Origin of the sequence: uncultured Mucilaginibacter sp., assembly GCF_903913935.1 — a bacterium.
Classification (GTDB): Bacteria; Bacteroidota; Bacteroidia; order Sphingobacteriales; family Sphingobacteriaceae; genus Mucilaginibacter.
The window spans coordinates 1-12,171 of sequence record NZ_CAIWNH010000324.1 but is presented as its reverse complement, the minus strand read 5'-3'; the positions used below and the strand labels follow the sequence as shown (position 1 = coordinate 12,171).

Below are 12,171 nucleotides of genomic sequence, written 5' to 3'. Positions count from 1 at the left end.
GTCTCCGTGATCTCTGTGGTTAAATTTTACCACAGAGTACTCAAAGAAGGCGCAGAGAGACAAAGAGTTTTTATAGCGCAAATATAATTTTGTAGAATCCGTCTTTGTTGTACTTATGATACAGCCTCGGGTATACTGACATGACAGCAGGGAACGTAAGTATTGGGTCTCTACGGATGTTTATTACTTATTTTACCGGCTTCTTCCAGTTCCGAGTCGATCTGGTCATCATATTTGAAACGGTACAGTTCCCATTCGTTTCCGGGTTTATAAAACATAAAAGTAAACCGGTAGGGCTGATTTTCGAATTTGACCAGGTAACTATAGAAAAACAGGCTTGGCGACGCACTTTTCTGAGCGATCAATTCATGCCCCATGTATTTACCCGCTGACAGGGGCAGTGAATCTAATTTGGCTTTTAAAACCGGGAGCTGCGGCAGGTTAGCCAGCAATTTATTGGTACCAAAAAGGTAGTCGATGGCTGTATCTGCACCGTTGTCTTTATATTTTTTAAAAAAGGCATCTATAATCGCCGGTACTGATTTAGGTGCAACTATTGGTTTTGCAGCTGCAGGTGCAACAAGCGCTTTTGCAGCCTTTTTTGCAGGCGCTTGTGCCATAACGCCAAGTGTACCCAGGCAGATGGCTGCCGCCAAAAGTATTGACCGGCCAAACATCGGTTTTAAAGCTAATTTTTTCATATCAGGCAGTTTAAAAACGTAAAGTAATAAAAAAACCTGCTATTTGCGTAGCAGGTTTATATTTTGGTTGGAATGAGTTGTAAAGGTCGCAAAAGTTAAAACCCTTACAACGTTTAAAACCTTTACAACTTACTTAGTCACATACATCACTTCCTTTACCGCCTTGATCACTCTTTCAGGGTTCGGAAGGTATTCTTGTATCAATGTTGGTGCGTAAGGCAATGGAACGTCGCCGCCCATAATACGCAATACCGGTGCGTCCAGGTAATCAAAAGCATCTTTTTGTACCTTAAAGGCAACTTCGGTAGCTATTGAGCCTAAAGGCCAGCTTTCTTCAACAATAACCAAACGATTTGTTTTTTTAACAGAGTTGATCACGGTATCATAGTCAATCGGGCGCACAGTACGCAGATCGATCACTTCAGCATGGATGCCTTCTTTTTCAAGCTCGGCAGCCGCGGCATTTACCACTTTCATTATTTTACCAAAACCAACCAGCGTTACATCTGATCCTTCTTTGGTGACATTGGCTTTGCCAAGCGGGATATAATAAGTTTCTTCAGGAACCGGGCCTTTATCACCATACATCAATTCAGATTCCATAAAAATTACGGGATCTGGATCAATAATACATGATTTTAACAAGCCTTTAGCATCATACGGATTTGAAGGTACCACTACCTTTAAGCCCGGGCAATTGGCGTACCAGTTTTCAAAACACTGGCTGTGCTGTGAGCTTAGCATACCTGCATTACCTGTGGGGCCGCGAAAAACGATAGGGACTGAGAATTGTCCGCCGCTCATCGACATGATCTTGGCAGCGCCGTTGATGATCTGGTCGATAGCCACCAATGAAAAGTTAAAGGTCATAAACTCAATGATCGGCCTTAAACCATTCATTGCCGACCCTATACCGATCCCGGTAAATCCGGCTTCGGAGATGGGGGTATCAATTACCCTTTTTTCGCCAAATTCATCAAGCATGCCCTGGCTTACTTTATAGGCGCCGTTATATTGGGCAACCTCTTCACCCATCAGGTATATATTCTCATCCTTGCGCATTTCTTCGTTCATTGCTTCCCGGAGCGCTTCTCTGAATTGTATTTCTCTCATTGTACTATAATGCTTTTTTGCGAACGCAAATATAAGCAATGAAGTGTGATTTGCAATTTGTGGTGATTTTAGCTCAATAATTTTACTATTTAAGGAAAAAACCTCAGGCGAAAACCGCCAAACCGCCGTTTTATTCCAGCTTTAGGATAAAGAATAACATCGGAACGTATAAAAAAACGAAGTTTGAGAAACTTCGCTTTTTTTTAACAGTACAACTGCCAACTATACCGACTTATTCCTTTCGCTCACCCTTCATTTCTGAAGCTATTTTCAACGCTTTATAGGCATTTACGATCCCGCCGGTTTTTGAAAGCGATGCAAAATCAACTTTTTGGGTTTTATCGCCCGGTTTAACCACCATGGTGCCGGTTAACGGGGTTGCTGATGCTAAAATGGCATGTTTCACCTGGCTTGCGGTCAGGTTGGGGTAATATTCTAAAATCAACGCGGCAATACCGGTAACAATAGGCGACGAGAAGCTGGTACCGTCGGCGGTGTTAAATTCGGCATCCATATCAATCGAGGTAACTTTAACACCCGGAGAAAAAATATCAACACTCTTTTTGCCATAGTTACTAAAATCGGCAGCGAGGTTTTCACCCAGCTTAGGGCCCGAGGCGCCTACGCTGATCACATTGTCAGTAGTCGTTCCATCCAGGTAGGTATCATTTGGAAATTCGGGCTTCGCGTCCATATCCTGCCCGTCATTTCCTGATGCCATTACCAGCAGCACATCATGTGCAGCGGCGTATTTAAACGCGGCACCTACCCAATCTTTATGTGGTGAGAGTTTTTTACCAAAGCTCATGTTAACTACTTTTGCGCCATGGTCAACGGCGAAACGGATGGCATTGGCGATATCCTTATCATATTCATCCCCGTTGGGTACCGCTTTTATCGACATGATCAGAACATTGTCAGCTATACCATCAATACCGTAGCCATTGCCACGTACCGCACCGATCAACCCGGCAACACCGGTACCGTGCGAGCAATCAGGTGTTTTTAATATGTTATTGCCATAAGGCTTGCCGTCGTTAACATCAGGGTCGTCACCTACAATTTTTGCACGGGCATCCAGATCGGGGTTTACCGTGTTATTTTGTTTGGCATAATATTCAGTCAGGTCTTTCAGCACCTTGGCATTATCGGTGCTGTCCCCAATTTGTGTAAATACCGATTGCCAAACGGTTTTGCTTTGTACAAGGGTATCATTGGTTGTGGTGATCTTTTCAAGATCAGCTTTATTAAAGGTCTGGTCCGACCGTAGTTTCAGCTCTTTTTTGATATAATAATTAGTAGCCGAAAGCACATTCACTTCCATTGTTAGGTCCTTTATTTCGGCCTGGGCTTTGTTATAGGTAGTATCGTAGGTAGCTTTTACACTTTGCCAATATGCAAATTCCTTTTCCTGCCCGGCAGGGGCAGTTGTTGTGCCGGCATATTTATCTTTTAGTTTATAGTACTGCCGTACCTCTTCGGTAGTTTCCGTGTAATCTACTTTTCCGTCTTTTCCGCCTAAGAAGTCCCAGCCATGTGCATCGCCAACATAAGGGTCAGTCTTCACTGGGTTTGTCCATAAAACGCTTTTAAGGTCATTTTGTGTGGTGTCAATACCGCTGTCTATAGTGGTTACAACAACGGTTTTACTTTTTTTGCCTTTTAAAAACTGGTAGGCCTGGGTAAGGCTTACGCCATAAAAACCATCCGTTTTTAAATCCATCTGGTGCCATGTCTTTGGCGGGTCGGGTTCGGTTTTTACCGCGGGTTGTGCAAAAGTGTTCAGGCTGACTAGCAGCGCCCCGCATAACATCGAGCCCAGGGCGTAGTTTTTTAGTTTATGCATGTATATTAGTAGTTGTAGTTGTAAAAAGTTGTAAGGGTTGTAGTTGTTGTAAGGGTTGTAAGAGGTGCAATTCCAACATTTGCAACCCTTACAACTTTTCCAACTTAATCCAACTCAAATTTAATCCCTTGTGCAAGGGGTAACGTTTTTGAATAATTTATAGTATTTGTCTGGCGTCTCATATACACTTTCCAGGCATCGGACCCCGATTCGCGGCCGCCGCCGGTTTCTTTTTCACCGCCGAAGGCACCGCCGATTTCGGCGCCGGATGTGCCAATGTTCACATTTGCTATCCCGCAATCAGAACCTGCACAGGATAAAAATAGTTCTGCCTCGCGCAAATTATTTGTCATAATAGCTGAGGAGAGCCCCTGTGGCACACCATTTTGCAGTGCGATGGCTTCTTCCAGCGTTTTGTATTTGATCAGATACAATATCGGTGCAAATGTTTCATGCTGAACGATGGCATAATCATTTTCCACCTCGGCAATGCAGGGCTTTACATAGCATCCTGAATCATATTGGCCGCCTTCAAGTTCGCCGCCTTCAACTACGAATTTCCCGCCTTCCGCTTTACATTTTTCGATAGATTGACGATATGATTTAACGGCATCCTTATCGATCAGCGGCCCCATGTGGTTATTTTCATCCAGCGGGTTGCCTATTTTGATCTGCCCGTAGGCCCTCACCAGTTTTTGTTTAAAGCTTTCGTAAACGCTTTCGTGGATGATAAGCCTCCGGGTGCTGGTACAACGTTGCCCGGCAGTACCTACTGCGCCGAATACAGCACCAATGAGTGACATATCCAGGTCTGCGTTTTCGCTGATGATGATGGCATTATTGCCGCCAAGCTCCAGCAAGCTCCGGCCAAGCCTTGCCCCTACTGCTGCGCCCACAGCCTTACCCATCCGGGTTGAACCGGTAGCAGAAACTAACGGCATATGGGTATCGTTAGACATCAGCTCGCCTATTTCCCTGTCGCCGATCACCAGGCAGCTAACGCCTTCGTCAATATTGTGTTTTTTGAATATCTCCTGCGCAATGTGCTGGCAGGCAATGGCTGTTAAAGGTGTTTTTTCTGAAGGTTTCCAGATACAAACATCCCCGCAAACCCAGGCCAGCATAGCATTCCAGCTCCAAACAGCCACCGGGAAGTTAAATGCCGAAATAACGCCTACAATGCCCAAAGGGTGGTATTGCTCATACATCCGGTGGCTTGGCCGTTCAGAATGCATGGTTAAACCGTATAACTGGCGGCTCAGGCCCACGGCAAAGTCTGCAATATCAATCATTTCCTGCACTTCGCCATAACCTTCCTGCAGGCTTTTGCCCATCTCGTAGGATACCAGTTTGCCAAGGTCTTCCTTTTTATCGCGCAGCGCATTGCCAATTTCGCGAACAATTTCACCGCGTTTAGGCGCCGGAACGGTGCGCCAGTTGATGAAAGCTTTGGCAGCCTGCTCAACCACATGGTTATAATTATCTGCAGTAGCTATTTTAACGGAGGCTATTTTTTTGCCGTCAACAGGGGATATAATTTCTTTTATGGAGGCCGAAGCGCTGCTTCCCCAGTTGCTTCCCGTACTAAAGGCCTCGTTTATGTCGTTTATGTGTAAACGATTCAGAATTTCTGAAATATTAAAGTTCATATGTTTACTTTTGTCAAAGGTAAAAATCTTTAAGGCAATTTATATCAACTCGTCATTTGCCATCAAAATCATTTGCATTAATTATCAGGACTTTGTAATTAATCGTGTTGACAATGTTTGAATGTTGATAACTAAATTGTATAATGGAGTTTTAATACTTGTAATTTAATCTCATGTTAAGTTCAATAGAGCGAGTTTAAAGTCTTAACTGTATATGTTCTGAAACAAAATTGAATGGAAGAAGAATTTGAATTTGGTTATACCGAAGATGCAAAGTTTTCGGTAGAACGGTACGAAGAAATGATTCGCAATCATGATCAGTACTTTTTTGATGCCCAGGCGTTTGAGAACATCATCGACTATTATATCGAAAAGAACGACCCGCCTAAAGCCTTGCAAGTAGCAGAGTATGCCCGAAACCAGCATCCTTTTGCCGCAGTTTTTTTAATTAAACAAGCCCAGCTTTTAGTAGTGACCAATAATGTGGCCGGGGCATTTGCCGCGCTTGAAAAAGCCGCCATGCTGGAAGCTTCGGACCCGGATATTTATATTATTCGCGGCAACCTGTACGAAAGTATGGAACGCTATGGCGAAGCTTTGGAAAATTATGAGAAGGCGCTGGAGCTGGCTGAGGATACTGATGAAGTTTTACTGCATATAGCTTATGTTTACCAAAACATGGGCGACTACGAAACTTCCATCACATACCTTAAGCTTTGCTTAAAGCAAAACATGGAAAACCAGGATGCCCTTTACGAACTGGCTTTTTGCTATGACGTTTTGGACAACCAGCAGGAAAGCGTTACGTTTTATCAGCAATATATTGATAACGAACCTTACAGCTATGCTGCATGGTACAACCTGGGCAATGCCTTTACTAAATTAAGTTTATTTGAAAAGGCGATAGATGCATATGACTATGCCATTTTAATAAAAGATAATTTCGCGTCGGCCTATTTTAATAAAGGCAATGCATTGGTAAACCTGGAGAAATATGCTGACGCAATAGAAGTTTACCGCCAAACATTTGAGTACGAACAACCTAATGCCGATACTTATTGTGCAATCGGGGAATGCTACGAAAAGCTGGAGCAAATGGACGATGCGCGTGCTTTTTACAAAAAATCAGTGAAGATGGATCCAAAACTGGCTGATGCATGGTTCGGGATTGGCGTTACACTTGATTTTGAAGAACGCTATTTTGAGGCGCTGCATTTTTACAAAAAAGCACTTGACCTTGATATTGCCAATGCGGATTACTGGTTTGCCATTGCCGATGCGGAATACAAACTGGGCCATATGGAAGAGTCGGAGCAAGCTTACGAAAAAGTAGTAGAGCTTAATCCTATTGATGTGGATGCCTGGCTGGATTATTCATCTATATTATACGAACAGCAGCGCCTGGTTGACGCGATAGAAGTGATTGCGCAAGCCATAAAGTGCAACCCGGATGCGGCAGAACTTTATTACCGGATGGTGGCTTATTTATTTGCCAAAGGCGACTATAACGAGGCCCTTACTCATTTGGAAATGGCCCTGTCCGCCGACCCGGAAAAACACTATATCCTGTTTGATTATTTGCCGCAGTTGCAAAAAAACAAAGTGATCGTTGATATTATTAACAGGTATACGAAATAGATGTGCGGATGTGCAGATTTCAGATGTGCAGATGAAGAAATAAAAGGACTAGCAAAACAGCCTGATTAACGTATTTAATCGGGCTGTTTTGTTTAGAATAGCAAACTCTATCGCACTTGTCTGCTTCGCGGATTAAATCATTCTAACATCCAAACATTTTTCCTCATCCGCACATCCGCACATCCGCACATCTGCACATCTGCACATCAGCATATCTGCACATCTGCACATCTGCACGTCAGCACATCTACCCATCAGCATATCTGCACATCAAACTTGCACATCTGCACATCTTTCCCCATCTTTGCTGCCATTAAAACTTTTAGTTATAGTCTATAACTAATCCGAATTTATGAATTACCAGATGAATAACCTTCCGGAGCGCGCGGTGAAACCCCGAAACAGCGGCATAACTATGGTTATGGATAAAGGGCTTAGTTTACGACAGGTTGAAGATTTTATAGAAGTAGCCGGTACCCACACTGATATTGTTAAACTGGGCTGGGCCACTTCTTTTGTAACCCCCAAACTGCAGGAGAAACTGGACATCTACCGCAGCGCCGGTATTCCGGTTTATTTTGGCGGGACTTTATTTGAAGCATTTTTGATACGAAACCAGTTTGACGACTATTGCCGCATCCTGGATAAATACAAAATGGAGTATGTTGAAGTATCAGATGGCTCTATTGAAATTGAACATGAAGTAAAATGCGAATACATCCAAAAGCTGAGTAAACTTGTAACGGTGATCTCAGAAGTAGGCTCAAAGGACGTTCAAAAGATATTTGCACCATACAAATGGATCAAACTGATGAAGGCCGAAATTGAGGCCGGTTCGTGGAAGGTGATCGCCGAAGCCCGCGAAAGCGGGAATGTGGGTATTTACCGCGATTCCGGCGAGGTACGCCAGGGCCTGGTAGATGAGATCTTAACACAGATCCCCGAAGAAACCATCATTTGGGAAGCCCCGCAAAAAGCGCAGCAGGTATGGTTCATCAAACTTATCGGCGCAAATGTAAATTTAGGCAACATCGCCCCGGCAGAAGTTATCCCGCTGGAGACCCTACGCCTCGGTATCAGAAGCGATACGTTTGATCATTTTTTGTAGAGAAGCCTTCCGCTGTTATTCCCCCTTTAGGGGGCCAGGGGGCTAGCCCCTATACTTCTTCCACCACCCCGAAACATACGGCTTCAATTCAGTAGGCTTACCCGGCTCGGGAACAAATAATTGAATATCCTTTTCTTTGGCATAGCCTATCAACCTTTCAATAGGCTCATACCAGGCATGCGGGGCCAGGTTAAAGGTACCCCAATGGATGGGCATCATGATTTTACCTTTCAGTGCAAGGTGTGCGTTTGAGGCATTATCGGGCCCCATATGGATATCCGCCCAGTATTGGCCATATGCGCCAATTTCAAGCATGGTCAAATCAAAAGGCCCAAATAAATTGCCGATCTCTTCAAAACCCGGAAACCATCCTGAATCGGCCCCGAAAAATATATTATGTGTATTACCCTTTATCACAAAAGATGACCATAAGGTTTCATTTCGCCCGATGATCCCCCTGCCGCTGAAATGCCTTGCAGGCATAGCGGTGAGCACGCAATCCGCACCTATCATTACACTATCTCCCCAATCCATCTCGGTAATAAAATTTTTTAACAGGCCCCATCTTTCCAGGTGCCGCCCTACGCCTAGCGAACAAAAGAACGGGATATTTTTACCGGCAAAAAACTTTATCGTTGCTTTATCCAGGTGATCGTAATGGTCGTGCGAAACGATCACCGCATCCAGTGGCGGCAGGTCCTCCAGCGCTAAGGGCGGCTCAAAAAAACGCTTTGGCCCCATGAAGGATAAAAACGAAACTCTTTCGCTCCATACAGGGTCGGTTAGGATCCGTTTACCGTCGATCTCGATCAACAAACTGGAATGCCCTACCAGGGTAACGCGCAAACCACTTATGGGCGGGGTTTGGAAAACAGAGAGGTCCGTTTTAAATGGGCCGATAGTTTGTTTAGGATTATTTTCGGCCTTATTGTTAATATATTCTTTTAGGATGGGCACCATCTTGCCGAACCCGGCCTCATCGGTAGGAATTGGGTTAAGGAATTTCTTACCCTTTTTTTTAGCGCCGGTTAAACTCATATGTCATTATCAAATCAATCAAATATACCCTTTGAAGGCATAAGTTAGAAAAGCATCAACCTAAATTGTTACATCCAGTTAGTTGCATTAAACCTGATAAACGGGATTTGTTTCCCTTTGGATGTAATTAGATGGCTATTTTTGTAGAAAAATGACAGCCTGCCTGCAAAACTCTTCTAACAGAGGCGGGAGGGCCGTTCCCAAATACGGTTGTGACGAACCGAAAGTATGGTCGGCGCCAGGTATCACTACCAGTTCTGCAGCAGGCTGGGCCGCTTTCAATTCTTCGGCGCAGCTTAAGGCAACAGTAGGATCGGCATCCCCATGGACAATAAGCCAGGGGTGTTTGATTTCTTTTGCTTTCGCGATGATGTCAAGGCGGGCCAGGTTTTTATCCAGGTCTTCTAAAAGGGTTTTCTTTAAAGGCAGTTCCTGCCCGGTTCGTTTATTCAACACATAGGTGATTCCTTGCAGGCGCCACTGGGGCTCTATTTCAGGAGCCCACAAATTCCGGAAGTCCGAGATAGATGCCATCGTAACCAGTTTTTTTACCCTCTGGTCTTCTGCCGCTTTGATGATACTTAATCCGCCGCCCATGCTGTGCCCCATCAAATACACCCATGGCTCCGAAGGCATCGCCGATCCGCCGCAGGCAAAATCGATCACTGCGTTAAGGTCATCAAGCTCCATGGTAAAAGTATTATCCGCAAACGCGATCAGGTCGGCAAAATCAGTTGGATGTGCAACGGTAGTGCCGTTATGTGAAAAGTTGAACTTTAAAAACCTGAAACCATTTTCGGCAAAATAATGAGCCACCAGGTTATGCGATCCCCAGTCCTTAAAGCCCTTAAAGCCATGCGCAAAAACTACCATCGGCGCCTTCTTTAAAGTATCGTCAAAGGTCAGGTCCATCTGCATGCCGCGGCCCTTAGCGCCGGGGAGGGTAAAATATTGTTTTTTGATCATGATTAGTTATGAAACAAAAGTAGACTATTTTAACCTATTAATTTTTGTGTACCACCACGCCCACAAAATCAGCAGCGGCTGCAACAACACCAGCCGCAGCCAGCCAATAAACGGCGTTACTTTCAAATCGCCCAGCATAAAGGGCGCGTCGATCACCATTTTGATATGGACGGGTAAAAAAGCAATCAGCATCAATATGATTCCCCATGCGGCCAGCCTGCGGCTTCGACCGAATAGGAGCATGACGGCAAAACCGATTTCGAAAATACCTGCTGCAATATTCAAAATTTCAGGATGAGGAAAGTAAGGCGGTATTATTTTGATGTAGGAAGCCGGATTCCTGAAATGGTTAAGGCCTGCTGCACCATACCCGATTACCATAATGACGAGGCTTATTTTTTTAAGTTTATGCATGATTTTTGATATAAAATTTTTTAAAAGGGCTTTTTCACCAAATAAATACGATAAAAACGGCCTTTGGATTCAATTTGTAATCATTCTAAATACATCGGTATGACAAAGTGTTGACACGTGATGTGGTTTATCCTATTATTTTTGTCGGGTTAAATTTTAAAATTGCTTTGAAGTATCTAAAGGTAATCGCTTTTACGCACAAACAGATCGAGCTGAAGGAGTTGGGAAAATTGGTGATTTGCCAGGAAAATCTAACAGATAAACTTCACCGGGTTAAACAGGAATTCGGTATTTCGGAGATTTTTTACCTGGGTACCTGCAACCGGGTTGAGTTTGTGATGATCACCGACCGCGTGGTGGATAAAGAATTCGCAAAGCAATTTATGTACTCGCTGCAAATGGGCCTGTGCCCTGTTTCAACCAGCGCATTTTTAGAAGCCGCCGCTATTTACGAAAACCGCGAAGCGCTTGATCACCTGTTACGTACTTCGTGCTCACTGGAAAGTTTGATTGTAGGTGAAAAAGAGATTCTGGCGCAATTACGCAAAGCTTATGATAGCTGCCGCGAGGCCGGTCTTACCGGCGACGGGCTGCGCATGTTTATGAACTGCGTGGTTAAAACCGCAAAAGAGGTTTATACGCATACCAATATTTCAAAGAACCCGATTTCGGTGGTCTCGCTGGCTTACCGAAAGTTAAAGGACCTGAAACTTTGCACGAATGCCCGCGTACTGATCATCGGCGCAGGCGAAACCAACCTAAATCTATCCAAATACCTTCAAAAGCACAAATTCACCAATTTCACCATATTTAACCGCACCCTGTCAAAAGCCAAACAACTGGCAGCTGACCTCAACGGGGAAGCGTTTGACCTGGAGGCTTTAAAAAGCTATAAAAAAGGGTTTGATGCCATCATTACCTGTACATCATCAGTTGAACCAATCATCACGCCCGAAATATATGCGGGCTTATTGAATGGCGAAACCGACAGGAAAACGATCGTCGACCTTGCCGTCCCGAATGATACGGCGCCAGAAGTGCTTGAACTGTTCCCGGTTAACTTTATTGAGGTGCACTCTTTAAATGAAGTTGCCAAAAAGAACCTGCAGGAACGCTATGAAGAACTTAGCGACGCTGAAGCCATCATCAACGATAATATAACCGCTTTTTTACTGGAACTAAAACAACGCCGCATTGAAGTGGCTATGCGCCAGGTACCCGAAAAGATCAAAGAGATCCGCAATACTGCCATTAACTCCGTTTTTGCAGAAGAGGTGCAGGGCATGGACCAGCAAAGCCGCGATGTGCTGGAGAAAGTGATCAACTACATGGAGAAAAAATATATCAGCGTCCCCATGATCATGGCGAAGGATATATTGATCAATAATTGATCAGTCGATTTTCCTTTCAAATTTTTAATTTTTTTTCTCTTTGAAATAGCAATTACAGCCTGGAAAATGGCTTTTAACGCGTAGGCTCATGTGGAGCCTTAAAAACGATTCCAATTTTTTCTATAAACAGGTTGAGGCTGTCTCAAAAGTCGATTGTATCAAAAGGCTACCAAATAATATTTGCCTCGGCGATCTTTGCGTTCTCGTCTCCGTGATCTCTGTGGTTAAATTTTACCACAGAGTGCTCAAAGAAGGCGCAGAGAGGCACAGAGTTTTTATAGCGCAAAATATAATTTTGTATAATCCG

General features: G+C 44.1%; 10 protein-coding genes. 3 read left to right on the top strand and 7 right to left on the bottom strand.

Annotation, left to right across the window (positions count from 1 at the left end; genetic code table 11):
- Window positions 1-170: 170 nt before the first annotated feature.
- From QZY09_RS12695 to QZY09_RS12680, 4 genes are all read right to left on the bottom strand, one after another.
- Window positions 171-701 carry a hypothetical protein gene (locus tag QZY09_RS12695; RefSeq protein WP_295672916.1) on the bottom strand — a complete coding sequence of 177 codons (531 nt, stop codon included), beginning with the start codon at window positions 699-701 and terminating at the stop codon, window positions 171-173.
- Window positions 702-830: 129 nt separating this feature from the next.
- Window positions 831-1,847: a pyruvate dehydrogenase complex E1 component subunit beta gene (locus QZY09_RS12690; protein ID WP_295672917.1), complete on the bottom strand. Its 1,017-nt coding sequence runs from the start codon at window positions 1,845-1,847 to the stop codon at window positions 831-833.
- A 199-nt stretch (window positions 1,848-2,046) separates the two neighbouring features.
- The gene (locus tag QZY09_RS12685; RefSeq protein WP_295672914.1) at window positions 2,047-3,660 is read right to left on the bottom strand and encodes a S8 family serine peptidase; all 1,614 of its coding nucleotides are present in this window, start codon (window positions 3,658-3,660) and stop codon (window positions 2,047-2,049) included.
- Between the two features lie 104 nt (window positions 3,661-3,764).
- Entirely contained in the window at window positions 3,765-5,309 is a 1,545-nt protein-coding gene (locus QZY09_RS12680; protein ID WP_295672913.1) for an aldehyde dehydrogenase family protein, read from the bottom strand.
- A 234-nt stretch (window positions 5,310-5,543) separates the two neighbouring features.
- On the opposite strand from QZY09_RS12680, the gene QZY09_RS12675 reads away from it, so the two are divergent.
- Together QZY09_RS12675 and QZY09_RS12670 are read left to right on the top strand one after the other, a co-directional pair.
- A complete protein-coding gene (locus QZY09_RS12675) occupies window positions 5,544-6,947 on the top strand; it encodes a tetratricopeptide repeat protein (protein WP_096349633.1) in 1,404 nt (467 codons plus the stop codon).
- A gap of 352 nt (window positions 6,948-7,299) precedes the next feature.
- Window positions 7,300-8,055: a phosphosulfolactate synthase gene (locus QZY09_RS12670; RefSeq protein ID WP_295672911.1), complete on the top strand. Its 756-nt coding sequence runs from the start codon at window positions 7,300-7,302 to the stop codon at window positions 8,053-8,055.
- 42 nt (window positions 8,056-8,097) lie between these two features.
- Here the strand turns inward: QZY09_RS12670 and QZY09_RS12665 are convergent, their stop codons facing one another.
- The 3 genes from QZY09_RS12665 to QZY09_RS12655 all read right to left on the bottom strand — a co-directional run bounded on the left by QZY09_RS12665 (window position 8,098) and on the right by QZY09_RS12655 (window position 10,473).
- The gene (locus QZY09_RS12665) at window positions 8,098-9,093 is read right to left on the bottom strand and encodes an MBL fold metallo-hydrolase (protein WP_295672909.1); all 996 of its coding nucleotides are present in this window, start codon (window positions 9,091-9,093) and stop codon (window positions 8,098-8,100) included.
- Window positions 9,094-9,228: 135 nt separating this feature from the next.
- Window positions 9,229-10,059 carry an alpha/beta fold hydrolase gene (locus QZY09_RS12660; protein ID WP_295672907.1) on the bottom strand — a complete coding sequence of 277 codons (831 nt, stop codon included), beginning with the start codon at window positions 10,057-10,059 and terminating at the stop codon, window positions 9,229-9,231.
- Between the two features lie 24 nt (window positions 10,060-10,083).
- Window positions 10,084-10,473 (bottom strand): DoxX family membrane protein, encoded by a 390-nt coding sequence (locus QZY09_RS12655; protein ID WP_295672905.1) that lies wholly within the window; start codon window positions 10,471-10,473, stop codon window positions 10,084-10,086.
- Window positions 10,474-10,640: 167 nt separating this feature from the next.
- On the opposite strand from QZY09_RS12655, the gene hemA reads away from it, so the two are divergent.
- On the top strand, window positions 10,641-11,864 hold the full coding sequence (hemA, locus tag QZY09_RS12650) for a glutamyl-tRNA reductase (protein WP_295672903.1): 1,224 nt from the start codon (window positions 10,641-10,643) through the stop codon (window positions 11,862-11,864).
- Window positions 11,865-12,171: the final 307 nt, after the last annotated feature.